Below are 21552 nucleotides of genomic sequence, written 5' to 3' on the forward strand. Positions count from 1 at the left end.
GTATAACGTATAACGTATAACGTATAACGTATAACGTATTTTAATGTGATATCCTAAGCACCAAAACGTATATCGAAACAAAACCCCGAGCACTTAAACGTACCCTCACCCGTTTTCACGAATCGTAAGGCTGGAAACACTGACCCGTAGGTGGTGTAAAGGATTATGTGATCCAATCGCTCATGAAGAAACCATTCGCCAAAGTCTGCCCTGTTCAATTCAACAAATAAGTTACGCACCTCGTGCAAAGCAAAACGACGAAACACCAATTGCGGAAACTTCTGCTTGATATCGTCAACCAACCCTTGCTCTTTGAGAGCATTTATATCGGCCTGTTGCTCTGGAGACTGACGACGGCTGAACAATTTTAAACAATGAATTTTTGAGACCAAATCAGACTTTATTTTTTCCTCATCACGACACTTTTTGACTAGGGCGTGTTGATCTTTCGTGAGTGCTTTTTGAACAGCATTGTAAAGAGTTATAATTTGCTTCGCCAAAAATAAAACCATAAGCAATACCATGCCAAGAACAATGCTAACTGATATTCGCTGGGAACTGCTACTCCAAGTGATGAAAAGTACAGGTCGTATTTACGATAAAACTTAACATCGAATGACATTTGAAGGAATACTTTATCGAATGAGAACAGGTATTCCTTGGCGAGATCTACCCTCTGAGTTTGGAGAGTGGAGTACCGTTTACAGACGATTTAATCTTTGGTCAAAGAAAGGAATTTTAGATAAGCTTTTCAAAAGCTTATCTAGCATGGCTGATTTTGAATGGGTATTTATTGATGGCTCTATAGTTAGAGCGCATCAGAATAGTACAGGTGCAGCTACTGAAAGTTCAGAGCAAATAGGAAAAAGTCGCGGGGGCAATTCAACCAAAATTCACTTAGCCGTAGATAGTGGTGGCCTGCCGATTTGCTTTGATTTATCAGAGGGACAATGCCACGATATAGTGCATGCCGAAAGCTTAGTTGAGCAACTCGATGAAGTTAATACCCTCGTTTGTGATAAAGGATATGACAAGCTAGAAAGGAATTATGCCAGCATGTTATCGCTGGCATTCATGTTAATGTGGCTACCGATGTATTGTTGAACGCGAAATGTACAACAAAGATCAACACGCCCTAGATAGCGCAACTTTTATACTGCCAAAGGACTAAAGGCATCATTTTTTGGTGAGCTTTCTTTCGTTTCCCAGCGGCGAAACGCTGGTTGCTGAATTTGAATTAGAGAGAGTTGGGGTTGAGTTTTGTTGCGCCATGAGATTTTCCTTTTTTGAGTATCACTTTTCGGAGCCGCTTGGATGTCCGCTCTCTCAACATCGTTCTGCTTTGCAAGGGCGCGCAGCGGCGAAGCCTCACTTGAAAAACAGGTTGTGGTGAGAAACGGTTAACACCCTGCGTGCCCGTAAATGAATCGAGTGAAAGGAAATTAGCGCATAAGAAAACAAGCCCTTACTCGAACTTATTCAAAGACAGGAAGTGCAACAAGGAGAGACGACGAGGCGCATCAAACGTAGAGAGAAGCGCGTTGAGTAATTGTTCTCAGAAAAGTAAAGCATCTCGAGCTGGCTCGATAAAGTGACTCAAGTTATCGAGAGAGGAGAGAATCGACGGAATGAACCAAGCGGAGCGAGAACGCCCTAGCGAAAAGTATCAACAACAGAACTACTCTATTAGAGGTCACTCTAAAAGAACCATTCTTTTTTTAGTCCCATTTTTATATTAGCTATCGCTCTTGCGTTCTCAAGTAGATGATGGATTCCCGACCTTTAGCCATTCATATAATCCTTTTGCACTCGGACGCTACTGGTTTATCTCCCTCCCAACCCATGACGGTGATAACCGTTTTAAAAAACAATTTCTCGACCTCTTCCTAAGTAATTTGACACCCTAATTCTCGAAAAATGTAACTCTACTCATTTCGCGATATTTCACGAAAAAAAATCTTATAAATAAGAGATCGTATATTGAGTGTTATATAAATTATATTAAACATACGGAGACAAAGTTCGCACTAGGGTAATCCTAAATAGATAACCCCAGCGCCTAAGCTGGAGCTAAAAAATTAAAAATGGTTAATGACTAAGGTGCAACAGCAACGGCTTCTATCTCAATCATTGCGTTGAGAGGAAGTTTCGATACTTCAATACAGGTTCTCGCAGGAAAATAATTGGCGCCGTGCTTAATGAAAAAATCATTATAAATTTCATTTACAACTGAAAAGCTCATCATATCGGTAATATAAACAGTTGTTTTCACTACGTCTGACATGTCAGCGTCTGCATGGAGCAAAATCGCTCTCATATTCTCTAGACACTGCACCGTTTGCTTCTCAAGACTATTTTTAACCAAAAACCCAGTCTGGGGACTCAGTGGTAATTGACCAGAAGTGAAAATTAACCCACTGGTGATGATCCCTTGGGAGTATGGGCCAATCGCTTTTGGGGCCGCTTGAGTATCAATGATTTTGCGCATATTTTCTCAATCCTATTAGTTTTAGATGCCCAACAAAATTAGAGGATTAACTGAAAAAACACTTATTATTTAATCATAATTTCATCAGTTTTTAACCTTATTGAATCAGAACTGACGCCAACAAAGCGTTAAAACCCAACCAAAAGACAACTAGGGCACAAGCTAAAGCACGTTGTTTGTAATTGAAGATAATATGGCTTGGTTGAACCACCAAAGAGTAAGGAACGAACGAGAAGGTTCACGAGATAAAGCAGGTAACCAGAAGGGTGCTCTAAGTGAAGGGCAAATATGTTTAGAATGAATCATCTTAAACTTTCAGCGTATTCCTGCATAACTCTAGTATTATCACCCTTAACTCCGTGACCACAGAACTCTCCGTTGTTACTAATCAGGGGGCTTGAGTAGGCAGGAACTACTTGCGTAGCATAGCTCATGACAGTGCCGTAATTCGAGCAATGGTAAGCTCCCGCGTAAGGCTTTACCTTTTTTCTATTACCAGGGAAAACCTGCTCATTAACCCAAAACTTACCACTTTCAGTCTCAGGCTGCTCATGCATAGCCCAAGCTAAGTGCCCAAATTCATGTTCTAAAACGGTAATAGGAAATCTTTCCGATAAGACAATAAAGCTATCATTCATATTCATCCTCGTCATACCGTGAATTTCTTGTGCAATGACGACAGGATGATTCTCACCAAGAACAACCACATACTGTTCTATTGGGTTACTTCTAAGATGGTCAATTTCGGAAGCGCCTACTTCTTCTTGTAAGGCAGAATGTAGAGAGGAAACAGATGAAACACTCTTTGGCATAGATATAAATTGGCTCTCTTTAAAAGAGCGAATAATAGGTACACAAGAGTTGGCCAATATTGTGTTAGACATTGCTACTGCTTCATGCAGTTTTCCGACAATTTCACTTTTATACACAACGGACTCATCAATATAAAAAGTGATCTTTGATTGAACTGACTTGTTAATCTCACATTTAGGAAATATTAACTCAGGGCTAAGATTGCGCTGGCTGACCATGATAGCAAACACGAATAACACAACCACATACGAGAATATTTTTTTTATCATAAACTTTTCTTCTTACAAACCAACCTTAAGCAACCAAAACTTGTACGAAACCACTATTTTGATGGTGACAATGATGGATTATGTTCGTTCCCCTAAATCAAAGTTAACACGAAGCTTTTAATCATTAATATCAAGCCCAACGTTAACAAGAACACAACAGCACGGTAATTATTTTGATTGTCAGTCACTTCAGTACTATTTCGGCCACCTTGAGCGACTAGAGCGCTCAGAACTAAAATTACAATGGCACTGTAGGCGTAGTAATCGCTTAACGAATACTGTTTGAAAGATGGGACTAACAACCAAAGTACGCTTAAAAACAGTATGGCTACATTTAAGTAAATAAGTGAAAGAAACAGTCCTCTTGCTAGCATAACTCCTTCCTGAACTCTCTTCGCTGATAATCAATAAAGAGCAAAAACAGCACCAGATAACCCGATTGTAGTGCAATAATATTAATATCAACCATCTCCCAAGGATTAAAGTGAAGCTGTGTGATCGAGTAATAAACAAGGTCATAAAGTAAAATAAATAGGTTATGACCAGCATGAATGGCAATAACCACTTCTAGACGGCGATATCGCTCAAAGGCCCAACATAAAAATACCCCTGACATAAAGGCGTACAGTTCCCACTGGTGTATTGAAGCTAATATTAAGCTTGAGAGTAATGCGGCGCCGGTAACCCCCAAAAATGATCTGAAAATAACAAACAACAAATAACGAAAAATAAGCTCTTCTAGCACGGGAGAAATAAACACACCGTCCATAGCGCTTCGTAACACACTCGACCAATCAATCACACCATCATAGGCTGAAAACAAAGGAGTGAAATTGTAGGCTTGGGCCTGCCAAGAGCCTGGATAAAACCAATCAAAAACAACATATTGAATATAATTTGATAAAGAATTCAATGAGATAAAACCAAGCAATACCAAGACGCCTTCACCACATGTACATGTGTTTCTAGGTCAGGAGGTTGAGTACTGCTTCCAATGCTTATCTCGTCGAGCACTAACAAACAGCGCGAAAAAAGCGCCAACGGGTAACAAGTAGTAAGCGATAACTGAGTAGAGCACTCGATCCAAACTCGGATTAAGTATCCACTCTCGGGTAATGATCAGGTAGTAATCAAGCAGAATATAACTTAGAAAAAATAACCTATATAGACTACCATCACAGCAGATATCATTAACCGCATCGTAAATTAATCCGAAGACCTAACGGCCCCCAATACAGTTACTACCACCTTTGTCATGGCGGTCGTTCATATCCGCTGCGCGAACGAGAATGAGCCTGTGCAGCACGAGCTCCCGAGCAATCTCTTCGCTGGCGATACTCACTATAACGAGCTCTTGCAACTGGTACGTGTGCTCTATCAAGCGAATCACGGATCCAGCTTCCAATTCCACGACCAAGAGTCCCTCCAACAACTTGCTCAATCTCATGAACAGTAGCTAATACTTTCATTGTTAAACTCTCCCTCAATTAAATCCACGATTCCAAGAGAGAGCGGACGGACAACTGACCTATCGGTTTAAAATCTTTTACATTCCGACCTAAACCTCCCTGCTTGAAGGTAAAAAATTAACGTGCTTATTAGGGAGAAAGTATTTAATTATGGTTAATTAATGATGAGGCATTGAGTTTCTTAGTTCATGATTATTCGAGTGGTTTTCCTTTGCATCAAGAGAGTTCAACTCCCCAAAATCATTCGTAATTACTGTTTAATAAGCTGAGTTTTTTCTCCACTCCTTCTAGCATGAAGAGAGCCCCCTAACCATCCATAAACTTGCCATTTGACCTAAACAATCCAAGGAATAAAAAAGAAAAAGGAATTATTATGTTATTTCGTCGACAAGTTCTTGAAGCAAAAAAACAAACGCTAACAGGTCGCGTCGTTTTAATTCAGCCACTGTCCTTGTATGGTATCAGTGCGGCACTTTTCGCTCTCTTTGTTCTCATTTTGTTCTATCTCTCGCACTTTGAGTTCGCACGTAAAGAGACTGTGAAGGGATACCTAGCTCCACAAAAAGGCGTCATCACTTTATATTTTGCTCGTTCAGGGGTACTCAATCAGCTCTGGGTAGAGGAAGGACTAGAAATCACAAAGGGTCAGCCGATTGCACGGATTCAAAATAGCCAAGGCTTAACCAGTGGAAAAGAGCGAACCACAGCTCTCCTCCAAGAAATAGACACACAGTTGAAAATGTTGGAAAAAAAGCGAACTATTTCTGACGCCCTGTTTAACAAGCAAACTCTCACTTTGCAGCACCAGTTAGAGCGCCTGAATCAAAGTTTAAGCGCAATTAACAAAGCCAAACAAACCAACACCATACGCCTTGACCTACAAACCCAACTCTATGAAAAACGACAAACCTTATCTCAAGATGGATACCTTTCAGCAACAGCCTTGATAGAAGCTCAAGAAGCGTTATTAGAATACCAAGAAGCGAATCAAAATAGATAAAGAGGTGAGTTCGCTTCATGTCGAGATAGCACAAATACAAACCCAACAACAGTTACTGCCTGAACAACACAACTTAAAACTACTTTAGATACAATAACATATCTCTTTATTACAGGCCGAAAAGTAGAACTAAACGGCGAATATGAATTTACACAGAAAGCGTCCAAGCAAGGCACTGTTACAGCGATTCAGGCTAAAGTAGGGAGCCAAGTATCCCCAAGTACACCGATTTTAAGTATCATCCCCACCAACTCGCCCCTTGGGTTAGAATTACTCCTACCCACCCGCTCTGCTGGTTTTGTTCAACAAGGTGATACCGTCAATATCCGCTTTTATGCTTTTATGCTTTTATGCTTTTATGCTTTTCCGTATCAGAAATTCGGCTTAATGACTGGTGCTATCACGAGCATTGACAAAGCTTTGATCTTGCCAAGTGACAAAGCCCTCCCCATTCAGACAGAACAAGCCATGTATCGAGTAACAGCCTCTTTACCAGATCAATTTATGAACGCCTATGGTGAAGAATTTCCCATTGAAAACAGGCGTGATGGCGCGGTTGATATTATTTTAGAAACGCGCACGCTCCTAGAATGGATACTTGACCCAACATACGCGATCCAAGGTAAGCTTTAATGAGCGAACCTTACTAAAAAGTCAGCTTAAATGTTAAACAGTGACTAAAATCGAACTAATCAGAAAGGAGGTTTTGGTTTCGAAGCCAAGTTGAGCGCATATGCTCTACTGTAAATTGAGTTTGATACTCAAATGCCATCTTCAAGCCTGGGTGGCTCATTGCGAACACGACGGCGTTCGGACTACAGCCTTCAATGTCAAAAACTTCATAAGCAAGCGATATAAGTACCTCTAATACCAATGAAGGCCCAGACAAGAAGAGCGTTACCTTATCACTTGACCGTAAATGGTCATACCGATAGTCCGAAAAACGAAGCCAATACTCCTCGCTCTCCATCAATCTATTGTTAACGTCACAGTCGCGAGAGGTGAAAATATCATCAAATATAATGCCGTTATCTTCCATATAACGGTAACGACTGCTCATCATCGTTAAGACAATTCTTATTAACTTGGATCCCTTAGGCGCTATCAGCACATTGTTGTTGAATTCGCCCACACTATTTTTGACTTTCGTTAATGCCAAACCCTCTTTGTGAACGGGAGGCAAGATAAAAGGGTGAAAAAGTTTATCTTCAGTTATCGCAGCAACATCTTCATGCAAACTTTTGATTTGCTCTTTATCATCATCAAAAAACGTTACTACGATATTCTCTACTAGCTGATGATCACCTTGGCACCGTGCAAAACGAGTCAATTGCTGAGTTCGAAACACATTCATGACGAGCTCGGCTTTAAGTACATCGACCATGTTATTACTCACCCATTCAGGAAAGCGCCGATTTGTTTTAGGAAAACAGTGCTCAAAACTTGGAAGTGTGTCGAAATCAACGTACATCCCCCCTTGATGATAAAGAACCAACAACCGAACGATATGACTTGCTGCAGCTAAATTATTTCTCAGAAGTACTTCGTACAGATAGTAAGGTTCTAAATCAAAGCCGCTAAATACAAATAATGAATCAATAGACGCAATATCTATCAAGGTAACTAGTTTCATTAGCTGGTAGTAACGATGCCTAACACGGTATAGCCTATGTTCAAGCTCAGTTGCGATGTCGGCATCATAGACTCTAGTATGATCAATTAACCATTCATCGAGGTGTCTCTCCTTACTTTCTACAAACGCCTCAAACCAGTCACTTTGGTGCTTTATAAAGGCCACATCTTCATGACTGCAGTTGTGTATTCGACAGAGAACGTCCTTAATCTCACTAGCAAGTAAACAGCGGCTATCGTAATAGATGAATGTATCGTCTTGGCAAACTTCTTCCCACACATCAAAATATTCAAGCTGGCGCTCACTCAAACAACCAATCCAAACAAAAAATACCTTATCTAACATCACAAGGTCCTTTGGTTCGAGCCAACTAATACGCTGTAACACATCTCGAGCAAGATATTGTTCCTTGTCAGCTAAAAGCAATTCGTCCAATAACCGAATGAAAATAGACACAGATTCGTGATTTATCTGCCCTTGAAGCGCCAGTAACTTCTCTACGAAACCACATGCTTTTTTCTTATCAAACAGCGTGGACTCAGAACTATTGATAAGCTCAAAAACAAGTTGGATATTGTTATCTAACGCACCGCCAGCTGTCATATTCATTACCAATTGTCATGGAATTTTTGCGTAACAACTCTACATCAAACACAGTGCGACGCGTCCCTTTATAGGATGGAGATAGGTAGATTTTTTTGATGTCGTTTAGATATTGTTCGCTCAACTCGCCCATTGGTTCGATATCAAAAGGGGCATACTCAAGGCGAAGTTGATGCTGATAAAAGTCCCAGTTTCCTTGAGCTGAAAAAGAGAAGATAGCTGGCTTGTCATGATTACTCAAAAAGTATTCAAACGTCCCTTGCGATGAAAAACTGCCATCTTTATCCAACCTCAAATGTTCGTTGAGAATGCGGTCACCAATCAACGGGAAAGTAAACCAACACTGCCACCAACCTACCAACGCCTGCCGAGTAATAGGTACGATGGCATTATCTGACATAGAGACAAGAGAAGGCTTGTCAGCCATGGGCAACGGGAATTGAGCTACAAACAGTGATAACAAATACGTTTTCATAATGTGCTCCGTGAATAGGGAACATCTTCATGAGGAAAAAGTGAAGTAAGTAAGCGGCCTACCTCACAAACCATCATCCATCATCCATCATTAAAAAATCAAGACTTAGGAAGAACGGCTATTCCAGCCCCCGCTCCAATCACGACCCTTTGATGAATTTCCTTTTTTCGTCGCTGCTTTATGCAACTTTTTAGGTTAGAGGTACAACCGTCGTATCCCTTCCCGCCCACAACTTTATCAAGCATATCCTCTGATAGTGACGCTACTTGTTGGCACATAACTTTCTTCATTACTCATCCTTAACGTAACCAATGTTTCTCCCTGAATAACACCTTTACAACGCAGCAATAGAACTTGGCGCTTGCGTAAACGGCCTACAGGTATTTAGCCCTAGCTTTATCAATGCTTAAACTCCATCAGTACCACAATTAATTTATGGGTTAATTTATTGATAACCCTCACTTCTTGTTGGTTTATCAACCAGGGGCATAAAAACCACGCCCCCACCCACCGACTCCCCCATAGATAATTAATCTTAATTTCTCCTTTAATAACATGTCATTAGCCGTAAACGCTCATAAGGTTGAGTGGCATTTAATTAATCAAAAAAGAGCACAGAAACTCGTTGCTCAAACTATAAAAAGCATGCACAGGCCCCAGGACCACTCACAACCAAAGAAAACAGAGTATGTCAGGAACTCCCCATAACCTTCTTCATCAAAATATTTCAGCGTGGATACCCCTTCCGAAATAGGAAGGGGAGGAACGCCGCTCCTCGTAGTTAATTTAATATTATTTACTCTAACAAAAATTTGTGGACTCTTGTGGGATATGAAAGAGAGAGCTTATAAATACCGCATCTATCCAACTGGCGAGCAAGTAGAATTACTTGAGCGCACATTTGGCTGTACGCGCTTTGTTTACAACTCTGTTCTTCGTTGGCGCACCGATGCTTACTACAGTGAGCAAACTAAGATTAACTACAACAAAGCATCAAGCTACCTAACCGAACTCAAGAAAAACCCTGAATTCTCTTGGTTGAATGATGTTTCTTGCGTGCCTCTGCAACAATCGTTACGCCATCAACAAATCGCTTTTAAAAACTTCTTTGAGGGTCGATAAATACCCGACCTTTAAAAAGAAGCGCTCAAATCAGTCTGCTGAGTTCACCAAGTCAGCGTTTAAGTACCGTGATGGACAGCTATTTATCGCCAAGTCCAAGCAGCCACTTAATGTACGCTGGAGTCGTGAACTACCTAGCGAACCAACCACTATTACAATCAGCAAAGACAGTGCTGGTCGCTATTTCGTTTCTTGTCTTTGCCGCTTCGAGCCAAAACCACTGCCGATTATTAAAAATACAGTCTGCATTGATTTAGGTTTGAAAGATCTTGTTATTACCTCCGATGGGTTTAAATCTGGTAATCCCCACCACACCAAGCGCTACGCTAAGAAACTAGCGAAAGCGCAACGCATCCTTTCTAAGAAAAAGAAAGGCTCTGCGAACTTCCAAAAATCCAGAAAGAAAGTCGCTCGCATTCAGGCAAAGATTGCTGATTGTCGTCGCGACTTTACCCATAAACTGACTACGCAACTGATAAACGAAAACCAAGTGATTAGCTGTGAAAGTCTGAGTATTAAAAACATGCTCAAAAATCGTAAACTCTCCAAAGCAATCGCAGACGCTAACTGGTCAGAACTTGTGCGTCAGTTGACCTACAAGGCGTCCTGGTACGGACGCACACTTGTTCAAATTGATAAGTGGTATCCAAGTTCTAAGCGCTGCAATTACTGTGGTCACGTTATCGATTCCTTACCATTACATGTGCGTTCGTGGCAGTGTCCTGAGTGTTTAACTCAACTAGACCGTTATCTATTACATAAAATAACCAGTCCAAAATATTAAAGCGGTCGGGCAGACCGTGTTAGCCTGTGGAGCGTAAGTAAGCCTTAATTGATCACTCGACCGTTAAGCAATACGCCGTGAAACAGGAATCCCCTAGCGAATTAGCTAGGGGAGGATGTCAACGATTACATTACACACATCTAAAACACGTACCTTTGGTGATGCAATCCGAAGTATCAGAATGCGCGTTAGCGTGCGTCGCGATGATTTCTGGATAATGTCGCATCACTTAGACGCATGGTAAGGATTAGTGCACAGGGCATTAATTTAAAACAGGTCATGGAATTAGCTAGTCGAATAAGGCTCATAGCACGAGCGGTACAATGTGAAATAGAAGAGTTAGATCAGCTTACTTTGTCATGCATTATTCATTGGGACTTAAACCATTTTGTAGTGCTAACGAAAGTGTGTAATGGAAAGGTTGATATCAATGACCCCGCTCAGGGTAAGCGCCAGTTATCTACAATTGAATTTGCTCGCAGCTTTACCGGGATCACACTCGAACTACACCCCAGTAGTAACTTTAAAAAACAAGACAAACGCGAGACCATGCGAATTAGCCAACTGTGGGAGAATATTCATGGGTTAAAACGCACCCTAGTTACACTATTAATGTTATACCTTTATGGACATTACATCAGATTACCTCCAATCACAGAATCATACAAATTGGTTAAATCGTTCGATTCGTTTATAATGAACGAAAAGGAGAATGTTATGCAATCACTTACTGCTAATACAGCTAAAACCAAATTTGGTGACTTACTGATGAAGGTTCAACGTGAACCTGTACAAATTAATAAGAACGGTTCACCCGTTGCGGTGATGATGTCTTGTGAAGAATATGAACAACTTGAAGCACTCAAATTGATGGTGGTGAAATCACGCTTCGAACAAGCAGAGGCCGATGCTCTATCAGATAACCTGGTCGACGGTAACGACTTCATGAACACACTTGACCAAGGTAAATTTGATTAATGATGCACTACAAGCTTTCTTCTGCAGCGCAATCTGATCTCATTGAGATTCGTCGCTATACATTAGAGCTATGGGGGCAAACACAATGGACGACTTACTTTTCAGAGCTCAAGCAATCAATGGAATTACTGGCGAACAACCAGCTGCTTGGCATAGAAGTTTCTGAACTGGGACAAAACTACTTCCGGTTTCCTTTAAAGCACCATGTGATTTATTACATCCAAAAGCAAAATCACATTGTGATTGCAGCCGTTTTTGGTAAGCACATGTCGCCTGCCAAGGACTTTTCACAACTACCTTAACCCTTAAGCTAATTTAAGGGTTAACCCGCATCGCTTCATGTAGTCGCGCAGCGTACTCGGCGCTTCGTCGATCAATTTGGCTGTGGGACGAATCCCCAAGTCCATCTTTAAATACTTCTCTATTTGTTCACGTTTAACATCGAGCGTCAGCTTCTCAGCTTGGCCCTTTGGTCTTCCGAGAATCATGCTATTTTTCTTTCTAGCGGCGAGCGATTCCTTCGTTCTCATCGAGATAAACTCACGCTCTATCTCTGCCGCAAGTCCTAGCACTGTTGCGGTTATGCGAGATGGCATTGAACCATCTAGATTTAAATTCTGTTTGGCGATATAGACATTAATCTTCTTTTCCATACACACTTTGAGAACCTCAAGCACTTGTAAAGTAGAACGCGCAATTCGACTGACTTCAGCAAATACGATGCAATCTCCGCTCGTCATGCCCTCCACTAACGCACCTAATTTACGTTGCCGCCATTTTTTCTTGCCTGTCACCACATCTTCAACAAACATCAAATGACCAATCCCAACCTTATTGGTGTAGTCATAGATCCCGTGCTTTTGGTTTGCCACATCTTGGCTGTCTGATGAAACTCTTAAATACGCGTAGTTCGCCATGCTTCCTCCTTAATTAAAGACGATCCAAACTGGACAAGCTGAGCGAAAAAATTGAACTAGTAACAGAGAGTGCGAACAGTGTCAGATAAGAAAACAGCACCGGATGTCGGTGCTGTTTCAAAGTGTGATAGGTTACTTACAAGACGTCTCTAAGGTTTTTTCGCTCTTCAATTTCTTTTTGCTCTGGAATAGTTCCGGGCAGTGTGATTTTTTTTGGGTTTTGCTTAATGCTTTGCGCTGAGCGAGCAGGCTTAGACGCCTTGGATTTTAAACTGAATACCTGTGGATTAATAGTGAGGCTTTGTCTCACTTCAACCGCAAACTCTTGATTTTCATTTTCAGGTAAATAATTGCTCTTAAGATATTTAATCGACAAAGATTCTTTGTTTCTCTTTAACGTAAACAAGCACTTTGTTAGTCGCATTACCGATGTTAAACCTGCGCCTGATGCCATGGTAATTTCTTGGTTACCGCGGATCTCATCTTTATTTACATGATGGACAAGCAACAAACTGGCGCCTGATTTACTGGCAAGGCTCTGAAAAACATTTTTGATTAAGCGATCGTGTTTTACCTCTTCACAACGGCCTATTGATTCCGTCACCGTATCCACTATCACTAAGTCGAATTCCGAGAAGGTTTGCCTGAGTTGTACTAAATACTGCTTATGTTCTGCCTGTTCTTGTGCAGAGCTATCTGGCGGGATCACTATCGGTTCAATATCGGTTAAAAAGTGGAGATTATTTTTTAGCTCTGACTTAATAGTGGCAGTGCAATTAGTCAGCTTTTCTTTCATGCGAGATTGAATCACGCCAACTCCGTCTTCTGAACTCAATACCAAAGTTTTTGCGGGTTTTCCGGCCGCACTCATCCCGAGTAAAGACATTGAAGAAGCGTGTTCCATTGCAATACACAATGCTAGATGAGACTTACCTACATTAGGCGCAGCAATCAACATGCCTATATGTCCTTTAAGTAAACCTTTCAGGCTGAAGCTTAGGTTTTGACTTGCAGATGAAGACATCAAGCTATCAAGAGATTGAGTGTTCATGATCCACCCTCCCCTATATAAAATATCTGTATACCATTACCTACATCGCGAAATTGAAGGCTAAAGTCTTTTTCGATTTGTACGGCATTAGCCAACAAATCTTTTCTGAGATCACTACGGAAGCTATGGCTGACTTTTGAAGCAATAGATTGAATGTAGCTATCGAGTGCCCACTCAAACTTCTTGTTGTGTAAGAATTCAGCTTTATGCGTAGTAATGTATTTTAAGAATGAACGAACCGACGGTTTACTGTAGTTGGTCATTTTGTGTTGTTCTAATCGATAGTAGTAACCATGGTCGCGTATTGCTTGCAGTAAACGCATATCTGGAACTAAGAACACGTGGTTAGTGAGGTTCTTACTGTTCTTACGACCTGTTTTGAATTTACTTCGATCACAATAAAATCGGTAATCTTGAACAAACTCTAACGGCTTTTTGCTGACTACATTCTGCTCTTCATCAAGTTCATTTATCACCAAGTGAGCCGTTGCTAACTGAGTAATACGACGCTCTATTTGATCATAGTTCGCGCGAGTGGTCGCCATACCCATTCGGGTTGCTAACTCATACATACCCATTGACAGAACAGTCGCATCTCGATCAATAAATGAATCGAAACCATCTTGTTGAGTATCAGAGATATCACCGTCCGTTATGGTTTGATATACCTGAGACCAGGTTAAACGTGAGCCAGCATCATAAGAATTGTCGTCCAATTGAATAGTTTGGGCATAGGCCAGCATGGTTTCTAAGATATCTCGATGTGGTTGAAGCAGGTAATCAACATGCAGATCAACTCTGAAGTTTTTTCCATAACTGTTAATATTCACGCTTTCTAATGGATAGTTAGGATCAGTCCCCCCGCTTTGTGCAATCTCAATGAGTTTGGATTGCATTGTGGATGTTAAGCGTGAAGCTGGATGAAAGATGGTAGCTCTCGAAAATAAAATGGATGAGATAAATCGATTTTTACGGTCTTCTTCATTAATAACCGTCAAACTAGAGCTAGATGTTGAAGTCATGATCATTACCTAATAACGCGATAGTATTATTCTAACAGATAACCTTACTTACCTCACCAACTTCGGTAGATGTCTATATCATTTCGGTAAATATCTATATCACATCACATAAATTATGTATAAATATCGGTAAATAACCACTTACTTCGGTAAATGTTTACTTGAGTATTAAGGATCAAACTAACTATTGGATTAATAATCGAGCCTATGTTTTGATCGTTTTTTAGACAACTTTGCCTAATAACCTAAATTAAATTTAAATTATGATCCTCCCTATCTTCCAGATCGGCTAATGTTAACATTGAAATTCTTTAATTCGGTAAATGTTTATATGTTTGATCGTTTAATATCAATATAAATTCGGTAAATATTAATATACCTTCGGTGAATATCTATATAATTTCGGTAAATGTTTATATTTTTAGGCGGGTGCTAAGAAACTAGAACCTTTAGGATCTAGTTTTATAACAATACCAACTTCACTTAGGTTCAGCCGGTGACTTAATGAGCAAAGTCAAATCTCTAGGGAGCTTTGACTTTGCTCATTAAGTAAGTGTTAATACTCTAACAATCTTATTTGATCTATTAATTTTTTGTTATGTACTTGCATCTTAGGGGATTACTACTCTGATCGTTGTAGGTATTCACCAGTGATATAAAATAAATAGGGGGAACTAGTTTTTAGCTTGGTAAAAATAGTAAGTAACAGTGTCATATTATCTAGATGGAAACACGTTATGTGGATCATTGATTGTTAATGCTCCAAGATGCTTTCCGTCAAGTTGTGATCGTAAAGAAACCAGTTTGCTGTCAGACAATTACTGGAGTGTACAATTTAGGTAGGGAGATGAAATACGTTGCAAAATGGTTCCAAGACAACAAAGTACATTCAGAAGATTATAAGCCTTGGAGGAGGCTCAACTTGATAACGGTGGATTTCTTGGCTGATTATCTTCTTGATACTCAAGCTTTACTTCGATGATACGCATAAACTGACTAGAAAGCACAGATAGTACGTAAATGTTTACTATCTTCTAAAGTGTGGTTAATGGCGTCAAGCAAGGACTACTTCTTCTATCTTTTTGGCCTATTGTCACGTCTTTTTCACAGCTAATTAACTTAGTAAGCGATGTAAGTTAGACACAGCAAAACCTTGATTTGGTTTATGGTAGTGGGTGCTTGGTGATTTACAGATGTTAGGAATGGGAAGAAGGTCAACGCGTGTTGATTAATGTTTCCCTTATATGGATTAGTTTATGTGGGTTCAGTGCTGCTTACGCCAATGATTGGGGATGAGTATCCCTTGAGAAGAAGCTGAGTTGCTTCCGTCAGAGATAAAGTCTTACGAACCCCCTACTTTAAAAGGTTAAGATCCCCACTATAATGTATCAACCCTTACCCTCCCGCCGGCACCAAAAGTGGATCCGGATTTAATTTTTAATACTGTACTTAAGTGCTACCCAGAGAAGAGTAAGCTTGGTGCTGGCATGAAATTCAATATCGATGAATATGACCCAGAAGGATGGCTTGAAGCCACAAAGCATTTACATTGGGGTTATTGGCAAGATGCCGTTTTACTCGACAACTAAACAATCTCGCGAGCGGAATGGGAGTACCAACGTCGTATCGCCACAGTTACCTTAGTAGCAAGCTATCAATCGATAGAAATTAATGGGGCTTTATCTCTTTTTGGTGGTGATGTGTGAAGCTACATATACCGATTGGATTGTATATATCGGAGCATTCTGATAATCCATTTAGGTTTAAACCGATCACTGATTCCCGCTGTTTTTCAAGCAAGTTGTCGTTTTTACAATTAAGTAACACAAATGGTTACGCTGCACTTTTTAGGGTCAAGTACACCTCATAGATATAACTCCAGTCTCTTGTTTGCCGATTCTGCCTAGATGAGCCAATTGAGTCTGGCGTAGATTTATATACGCTGACGGAGAGTCTCGTTATCCTCGCTGCAGTGTCTCTGTTGAGGTGTTACATACTTTATGCTCATTATTTACCAATCTACAAAGTTATCCATCCAACATAGAGCTTCGTCAATGGAAGATAACCCATTAAGTGGCCAAGAAGGGTAATACTTTATTGGTTTAAACAACGACTCTAAGTATGGGTTGTCATTGTTTACTCAAGGCCTAGAGTAAGATCTACTACTCCAAGGGCATACATATTTGCAAGTATAGTGTAGCTTCTCATATGAGCACTGTTGTCAGAGTGCAGTGTTCCTATGAACGCACCTTTCTCGCCATATTGTCCTTTAGAGTAACTCTGCTTCCTATTCCCCCAACTCTAGACCTGATTTGGTTTGCAGGCTTTTTGTATCTTTGGTGCGAGTTCGTTTGCTTAGCTGATTGGTTTTAGTACTCGATAAAATTTTGACTTGGAAGAAATATATAAATACCTTTGTCAGCCTACATTGGAACTATGATATTTGTTGGTAAATATGCATACTCTGGAGCATTGCAGGTATCTAAGATCTGCTGTCTTTCTGTTTATGATTGCTTGTTGTGAAGCTCATTTTTATGAAGGTGTTGTCGCTTATCGTCTGAGATTTCTCCCGTATTCTGTGTCCAGCGCTGAAACGTTCGTATGGACAATCCAATGGGTAGTGCAAGCTCTTGTCTTTGTTGCCCCCTTACGTACAGCTTCGTCAACAATAGTGACAATTTTAAGCCGCTCTGGAATAGGAATCAGTCTTCCTTGCTGGTTTCCCTGAGGGCATTGAACTTTTTCCGCAGAATCAGGTAATACAGCCGTTTCAGTGCGTGATTTCTCTTTACGTGCTAATTCTTTTGTCTAGAGTTTTTATTTTTCGGCGATATTCACGTAGTTGCTTATTTCTTTGTGTGATAATGAGGAGGCTGATATTGTACTCTGTGCTTTGATTGATAGTGTTCGCCAGACTTTAACGTCCTCGACAAATAACCCTTTAGCTTACAGTATTCAGCCAATTCTCGTTCAGACATTGTTGCAGTCTCAATTACGATGAAAAATCGCTGCTCTGTTGAATAATCAGTTGTGTTATTTTCTAATGACGATTCTGTTGATAATAGACCGCTTTCAACAAGTTCATTTATCCACTTAGATACCATGGAAGGACTCACTTCTAATTCTTTAGTAATTAGGAATGAGTCCAATTATACGGTGGTAACAACCAAGTTTGACATTGACCTTCAAAACTCGCTTTCCTCCCCGCTCTATTTCCGATACTTATTCACAATTAAATGGCTCAATCACACATTAATTGCTGGCACTATTTGCGCTGTAATTTCACCGCTCATTGTGTTGAAGGTGTAACTGCCCCCAATTGGTTTGAATACGTGCTTAAGCTTGGTAATAGACACATCAAGCATCGAGGCTCTACGCATGTATTTACTCATGGTTACTCGCTGCCCTCGCCTTTATTTCGGTTTGGGATTCCTACGGGATCGGGATGGCATTTGCTTGGTGCGGCGCTAGCCATATCTTGATTGATGTGATGACAGTGTCAGGGGGGCCTTTCTAGCCTTACAGTGACAGAAGTTTTTATTTGTTTGGAGGAATATTTCGGATAGGCTACTCAATTGAATATGCTATTTCGGCCGGAGGGGTGATGGTGTGTACTGCCCTCTCCCACCTTACTTGTGGGACTGGTTTTCACCTTTTCTTTTTTGATAGGGAATGCATGTATCAATAAGGTGTTATTGAGGCGCTTGAATGGAAAACTAATCGTTTTAGACTAATTTAAATACGGGGAAAAGTTGTCAATGCTCAGCCTGAGCATTGACAACTTTTCCCTGTATTTTGAAAGATAATATTAGTGGGTTGATTTGTGTTTTTTCCAATAATCAAAACTATTGAGTAGTGCTAGTTCAATACCTTGTCCGTGATATTGACACGATACATAGAACCGTTCGATATAAGCATAGAAAGATGGAGCTCGTTGTTGGATTAATGGCTTTTTTTTAGGATAATGAACACTGATTATTAGGTAGCCTACTATTTGTTTCTTTTTTGTTTCAGCGACAAAAAAATAAATGTTTTTATTCTCGATCTTTTCTTTCATCAAGGATTCGGTGAAAAGTAAGTCAATAATTCTTAGATTACTTAAGTTGTAATCATTCAAGCTGTATTCGTTTTGCTCTCTGTTGTAATGCCTAATTTTACTGTGGCTGCCTGCCAGTTGCTCATGACATAGAGCATTTATAGAGGATATGTCGTTGATAGTTGCTTTTCTTATTCGCACCTTAATCTCCTTTTCCTTCGTTACTTCTTGTGAAGCAAAACACTAAAATGCTAAGCAAACACCTTCTATGCTTATAGTAATTAAGGATAATTTATTTGCTGATAGAGGGTGTCGCATAAACGTAGTATTCATAAGCGCGTTGTTTTAAGGCTTGGATTGATGTACTGGGTAGGTTTCTTTCTTTTACCTAAGATTCAAACACTTCTATTGATTGAAAGGTGATAGAAGAAACAAGGCTAGATTGTTGAACTAAGTGATTAAGCCAGTAAAGTGTCTGAAAATCTTCTAATGGTGCTCTAGGTAGTTGTAGTCGTCCTTGCCTAACCTTTCCCTTGAGATAAGGTTTATCTGAAACTTCATGTATAGGGAAGTTTTCATCATTGAGCAACTGAAGCAAGTTGATTGGTTCCGCTGAGTAATGCTCTAGTAGTCGAGAAATTGATTCCCAATGATGTAGTAATTCTTCGATCAACCCCATGGTGATAGGGCCTTCGGGATAGAGCTTGTACATATATTTAATGTCTTCTTCGTTTGAAATAATATGATCTAAAGAAAACGTATTGATTAAAAAAGCAGGATGTACATAAGTTGCGATGTTTCTGCCTTCTACACTAAATGGGTTATTAAATAGGATGACTTGAACTTCAACTTTTTCTAAGGCGTTTCTTAAAGCATTAAACAATGCATCATTGGGTTCAGAGAGATAAATATACACCCTTTTTTTCACAGTTTTAGTCGTGACAGTAAGGGGGTGTCGTGTTGTTTGTAGTGGTCTAATGATCCCGGACACCAAATTAGGTGGTAAAGTCTCCACCATAAATGAGGTGTTCAATGACAAAACGACAACGACGTACATTTTCTACTGAGTTCAAACTAGATGCTGCAAGTTTGGTTCTTGATCAAGGGTACTCCATACCTGAAGCAGCTAACTCTATGGGCGTAGGTGAAACAGCTTTACGGCGATGGGTCGACCAACTCAAAGTTGAGCGAGGTGGGATGACTCCAACGACTAAAGCCCTCACGCCTGAACAAAAGAAAATCCAAGAGTTAGAAGCCCGGATTAACCGGCTAGAACGAGAAAAATCCATATTAAAAAAGGCCACCGCTCTCTTAATGTCGGACGAACTCGAACGTTCTCGTTAATAGACAAGTTGAGGGAGCATGAGTCGGTCAAAATGCTTTGCGAACTGTTCAACGTAGCTTCGTCTTGTTACTACGAGTTTAAGCAACGCAAGCCGGATGCCAATCGCATTCGTCTAATTAGCCAAATTAAAGAACTCTTCAACATGAGTCGAGGCTCTGCTGGCAGCCGTACTCTTGTCTCTATGCTGAGCTAAGAAGGCATAAAAGCCGGACGATTCAAGGTTCGCCAGATAATGCGTGAAGCTGATTTAATGAGTAAACAGCCAGGTTTGCATCGATATAGACATGCAAAAGTAGAAAGGCCAGATATTCCAAATCTACTGAAGCGTGAGTTTTCTGTCAGTACTCCGAATCGTGTTTGGTGTGGCGATATTACTTATATTTGGTCAGGTTCGAAGTGGACCTATTTAGCGGTAGTGCTTGACCTATTTAGCCGACGCGTTGTGGGGTGGTCTTTATCCGATAAGCCCGATACTGAATTAGTATCTAAAGCTTTGGAGATGGCCTGGGAGCAACGAGGATGTCCGAAGAACGTGATGTTCCATTCAGATCAAGGCTGCCAATATAGCAGCCGTAAATATCGCCAAAGACTTTGGCGATATCGTATAACTCAAAGCATGAGTCGTCGTGGTAATTGTTGGGACAACGCTCCCATGGAGCGGCTATTTAGAAGCTTGAAAACCGAGTGGATACCAGCAACAGGTTACTTGACACAAGCTCAAGCTAAGAAAGACATCAGCCATTACCTGATGAGTTACTATAATCGGCAACGGCCTCATCAAGCAAATGATGGGCTGTCGCCAGTAAATGCCGAAAATCGGCTTAAGTCAGTGTCCGGAATTTGTTGACCACTACAGTTGGATTAGATGAAAAATGAGACGTTGCAAAGTAGCTAGAAAAAATAATGATATTTGGAGATGCCCCTTTCTTTTTTAACATCCCTTTTAGAATAAGACACCCACCGATCATGGATGACATAAGGATGATTTGCTTTATATTTTTTAAGCAGAGTTCAGAAAAAGAAGTCAGCACATCACAATAAGCGTGAGCGGGAGTCGCTAGGACTAACGTATCCCAGGAAGAGGGAAGGGGAGATAAGTCTGTATAAAGCTCATCAAATTTAATAAGACCAACTAGTGGTGCTAATTGTGGATTACTTACTTCACAGTTAGCAACGTTTTCGTGTTGTCGCATTAGTCTTTTTCTATTCATCCCATTGATGAGAACTTTTGCTTATGAGAGCTATTTTTTTGCTTAAAAGAGCAAGAATCTGACTGATTTGAATGTCGGCGGGTCTTGCGCCTACAACTAATGTATTGCCTAGAATCATAATAAAATCGCTATCTCTATTTTACCAGAAAGGTATCTTTATTTTCTTTATCAATACCATGATTATTTATAGTAAAAACTATAGATAATATATCTTTTATTAGTCTCCTAAAAGGTTAAAACCACCGACTTTAGTCGGTCAGCTTTAGCTATGATACTTTACAACTCTGTACATAGGTGGAGTTGGTCATGGACTATCGTTACGGAAGCCATACGGTT

General features: G+C 40.3%; 19 protein-coding genes and 5 pseudogenes. 10 read left to right on the plus strand and 14 right to left on the minus strand.

Annotation, left to right across the window (positions count from 1 at the left end; all coding sequences use genetic code 11):
- Positions 1-53: 53 nt before the first annotated feature.
- Positions 54-512, minus strand: coding sequence for a hypothetical protein (locus H5300_RS18805; protein WP_258166896.1), 459 nt, complete (start codon positions 510-512; stop codon positions 54-56).
- A gap of 10 nt (positions 513-522) precedes the next feature.
- On the opposite strand from H5300_RS18805, the pseudogene H5300_RS18810 reads away from it, so the two are divergent.
- Positions 523-1104 (plus strand): annotated as a pseudogene (locus H5300_RS18810) (IS5 family transposase).
- 991 nt (positions 1105-2095) lie between these two features.
- Here H5300_RS18810 and H5300_RS18815 read toward each other — a convergent pair.
- From H5300_RS18815 to H5300_RS18830, 4 genes are all read right to left on the minus strand, one after another.
- The gene (locus tag H5300_RS18815) at positions 2096-2488 is read right to left on the minus strand and encodes a Rid family detoxifying hydrolase (RefSeq protein WP_105058885.1); all 393 of its coding nucleotides are present in this window, start codon (positions 2486-2488) and stop codon (positions 2096-2098) included.
- Between the two features lie 302 nt (positions 2489-2790).
- The gene (locus H5300_RS18820) at positions 2791-3570 is read right to left on the minus strand and encodes a hypothetical protein (RefSeq protein ID WP_105058886.1); all 780 of its coding nucleotides are present in this window, start codon (positions 3568-3570) and stop codon (positions 2791-2793) included.
- 367 nt (positions 3571-3937) lie between these two features.
- Positions 3938-4501 (minus strand): CPBP family intramembrane glutamic endopeptidase, encoded by a 564-nt coding sequence (locus H5300_RS18825; protein ID WP_240698821.1) that lies wholly within the window; start codon positions 4499-4501, stop codon positions 3938-3940.
- A 322-nt stretch (positions 4502-4823) separates the two neighbouring features.
- The gene (locus H5300_RS18830; RefSeq protein WP_182796598.1) at positions 4824-5039 is read right to left on the minus strand and encodes a hypothetical protein; all 216 of its coding nucleotides are present in this window, start codon (positions 5037-5039) and stop codon (positions 4824-4826) included.
- Between the two features lie 322 nt (positions 5040-5361).
- On the opposite strand from H5300_RS18830, the gene H5300_RS28000 reads away from it, so the two are divergent.
- The 3 genes and pseudogenes from H5300_RS28000 (at position 5362) to H5300_RS28485 (ending at position 6672) form a co-directional block, all read left to right on the plus strand.
- The gene (locus H5300_RS28000) at positions 5362-6039 is read left to right on the plus strand and encodes a hypothetical protein (RefSeq protein WP_258166897.1); all 678 of its coding nucleotides are present in this window, start codon (positions 5362-5364) and stop codon (positions 6037-6039) included.
- A 108-nt stretch (positions 6040-6147) separates the two neighbouring features.
- Positions 6148-6360: pseudogene (locus H5300_RS28480) on the plus strand (HlyD family efflux transporter periplasmic adaptor subunit); the annotation flags it as partial.
- Positions 6361-6426: 66 nt separating this feature from the next.
- On the plus strand, positions 6427-6672 hold the full coding sequence (locus H5300_RS28485; protein WP_258166898.1) for a hypothetical protein: 246 nt from the start codon (positions 6427-6429) through the stop codon (positions 6670-6672).
- Between the two features lie 55 nt (positions 6673-6727).
- Here H5300_RS28485 and H5300_RS18840 read toward each other — a convergent pair whose 3' ends face one another.
- Both H5300_RS18840 and H5300_RS18845 read right to left on the minus strand, forming a co-directional pair.
- Positions 6728-8281: a TcdA/TcdB catalytic glycosyltransferase domain-containing protein gene (locus H5300_RS18840; RefSeq protein ID WP_259397724.1), complete on the minus strand. Its 1554-nt coding sequence runs from the start codon at positions 8279-8281 to the stop codon at positions 6728-6730.
- Positions 8250-8750, minus strand: a complete 501-nt coding sequence (locus H5300_RS18845) for a hypothetical protein (protein WP_105058890.1) — start codon at positions 8748-8750, stop codon at positions 8250-8252. The genes H5300_RS18840 and H5300_RS18845 overlap by 32 nt, the downstream gene beginning before the upstream one ends.
- 831 nt (positions 8751-9581) lie before the next feature.
- Between H5300_RS18845 and H5300_RS28010 the strand changes: the two genes are divergently transcribed.
- From H5300_RS28010 to H5300_RS18860, 5 genes and pseudogenes are all read left to right on the plus strand, one after another.
- On the plus strand, positions 9582-9872 hold the full coding sequence (locus tag H5300_RS28010) for a helix-turn-helix domain-containing protein (RefSeq protein WP_240698045.1): 291 nt from the start codon (positions 9582-9584) through the stop codon (positions 9870-9872).
- On the plus strand, positions 9859-10656 hold the full coding sequence (locus H5300_RS18850) for a transposase (protein WP_258166899.1): 798 nt from the start codon (positions 9859-9861) through the stop codon (positions 10654-10656). Before H5300_RS28010 ends, H5300_RS18850 begins: the two co-directional genes overlap by 14 nt.
- Before the next feature lie 210 nt (positions 10657-10866).
- Positions 10867-11163: pseudogene (locus tag H5300_RS28490) on the plus strand (cysteine peptidase family C39 domain-containing protein); the annotation flags it as partial.
- Positions 11164-11373: 210 nt separating this feature from the next.
- Positions 11374-11634, plus strand: coding sequence for a type II toxin-antitoxin system Phd/YefM family antitoxin (locus H5300_RS28015; protein ID WP_240698043.1), 261 nt, complete (start codon positions 11374-11376; stop codon positions 11632-11634).
- The gene (locus tag H5300_RS18860; RefSeq protein WP_105058892.1) at positions 11634-11936 is read left to right on the plus strand and encodes a type II toxin-antitoxin system RelE/ParE family toxin; all 303 of its coding nucleotides are present in this window, start codon (positions 11634-11636) and stop codon (positions 11934-11936) included. Before H5300_RS28015 ends, H5300_RS18860 begins: the two co-directional genes overlap by 1 nt.
- A gap of 3 nt (positions 11937-11939) precedes the next feature.
- On the opposite strand, the gene H5300_RS18865 is transcribed toward H5300_RS18860, so the two are convergent.
- The 6 genes and pseudogenes from H5300_RS18865 to H5300_RS18895 form a co-directional block, all read right to left on the minus strand.
- Positions 11940-12551 (minus strand): recombinase family protein, encoded by a 612-nt coding sequence (locus H5300_RS18865; RefSeq protein WP_105058893.1) that lies wholly within the window; start codon positions 12549-12551, stop codon positions 11940-11942.
- A gap of 136 nt (positions 12552-12687) precedes the next feature.
- The gene (locus tag H5300_RS18870; RefSeq protein WP_105058894.1) at positions 12688-13602 is read right to left on the minus strand and encodes an AAA family ATPase; all 915 of its coding nucleotides are present in this window, start codon (positions 13600-13602) and stop codon (positions 12688-12690) included.
- The gene (locus tag H5300_RS18875) at positions 13599-14624 is read right to left on the minus strand and encodes a DNA mismatch repair protein (protein WP_105058895.1); all 1026 of its coding nucleotides are present in this window, start codon (positions 14622-14624) and stop codon (positions 13599-13601) included. Before H5300_RS18875 ends, H5300_RS18870 begins: the two co-directional genes overlap by 4 nt.
- Before the next feature lie 3245 nt (positions 14625-17869).
- A complete protein-coding gene (locus H5300_RS18885; RefSeq protein WP_181146006.1) occupies positions 17870-18016 on the minus strand; it encodes a hypothetical protein in 147 nt (48 codons plus the stop codon).
- A gap of 416 nt (positions 18017-18432) precedes the next feature.
- Positions 18433-18861, minus strand: coding sequence for a GNAT family N-acetyltransferase (locus H5300_RS28355; protein WP_105058897.1), 429 nt, complete (start codon positions 18859-18861; stop codon positions 18433-18435).
- Positions 18862-18952: 91 nt separating this feature from the next.
- A pseudogene (locus tag H5300_RS18895) lies at positions 18953-19624 on the minus strand (opine metallophore biosynthesis dehydrogenase); the annotation flags it as partial.
- Positions 19625-19692: 68 nt separating this feature from the next.
- Between H5300_RS18895 and H5300_RS18900 the strand changes: the two are divergent.
- Positions 19693-20852, plus strand: a pseudogene (locus H5300_RS18900) (IS3 family transposase).
- On the opposite strand, the gene H5300_RS18905 reads toward H5300_RS18900, so the two are convergent.
- Positions 20827-21198 carry an opine metallophore biosynthesis dehydrogenase gene (locus H5300_RS18905; protein WP_258166902.1) on the minus strand — a complete coding sequence of 124 codons (372 nt, stop codon included), beginning with the start codon at positions 21196-21198 and terminating at the stop codon, positions 20827-20829. The pseudogene H5300_RS18900 and the gene H5300_RS18905 sit on opposite strands and share 26 nt — an antisense overlap.
- Between the last annotated feature and the right edge of the window lie 354 nt (positions 21199-21552).

It is taken from the genome of Vibrio sp. SG41-7 (assembly GCF_014164465.1).
Lineage (GTDB): Bacteria > Pseudomonadota > Gammaproteobacteria > Enterobacterales > Vibrionaceae > Vibrio > Vibrio splendidus.

Bases quoted from the DNA above. Each gene is read 5' to 3' on its own strand.
- H5300_RS18860 (WP_105058892.1), top strand. From the start codon at position 11,634: ATGATGCACTACAAGCTTTCTTCTGCAGCGCAATCTGATCTCATTGAG.
- H5300_RS18870 (WP_105058894.1), bottom strand. From the start codon at position 13,602: ATGAACACTCAATCTCTTGATAGCTTGATGTCTTCATCTGCAAGTCAA.
- H5300_RS18905 (WP_258166902.1), bottom strand. From the start codon at position 21,198: ATGCGACAACACGAAAACGTTGCTAACTGTGAAGTAAGTAATCCACAA.
- H5300_RS18815 (WP_105058885.1), bottom strand. From the start codon at position 2,488: ATGCGCAAAATCATTGATACTCAAGCGGCCCCAAAAGCGATTGGCCCA.
- H5300_RS18840 (WP_259397724.1), bottom strand. From the start codon at position 8,281: ATGAATATGACAGCTGGCGGTGCGTTAGATAACAATATCCAACTTGTT.
- H5300_RS18875 (WP_105058895.1), bottom strand. From the start codon at position 14,624: ATGACTTCAACATCTAGCTCTAGTTTGACGGTTATTAATGAAGAAGAC.
- H5300_RS18805 (WP_258166896.1), bottom strand. From the start codon at position 512: ATGGTTTTATTTTTGGCGAAGCAAATTATAACTCTTTACAATGCTGTT.
- H5300_RS18820 (WP_105058886.1), bottom strand. From the start codon at position 3,570: ATGATAAAAAAAATATTCTCGTATGTGGTTGTGTTATTCGTGTTTGCT.
- H5300_RS18845 (WP_105058890.1), bottom strand. From the start codon at position 8,750: ATGAAAACGTATTTGTTATCACTGTTTGTAGCTCAATTCCCGTTGCCC.
- H5300_RS28485 (WP_258166898.1), top strand. From the start codon at position 6,427: ATGACTGGTGCTATCACGAGCATTGACAAAGCTTTGATCTTGCCAAGT.
- H5300_RS18865 (WP_105058893.1), bottom strand. From the start codon at position 12,551: ATGGCGAACTACGCGTATTTAAGAGTTTCATCAGACAGCCAAGATGTG.
- H5300_RS28010 (WP_240698045.1), top strand. From the start codon at position 9,582: ATGAAAGAGAGAGCTTATAAATACCGCATCTATCCAACTGGCGAGCAA.
- H5300_RS18885 (WP_181146006.1), bottom strand. From the start codon at position 18,016: ATGAGTAAATACATGCGTAGAGCCTCGATGCTTGATGTGTCTATTACC.
- H5300_RS18830 (WP_182796598.1), bottom strand. From the start codon at position 5,039: ATGAAAGTATTAGCTACTGTTCATGAGATTGAGCAAGTTGTTGGAGGG.
- H5300_RS28015 (WP_240698043.1), top strand. From the start codon at position 11,374: ATGCAATCACTTACTGCTAATACAGCTAAAACCAAATTTGGTGACTTA.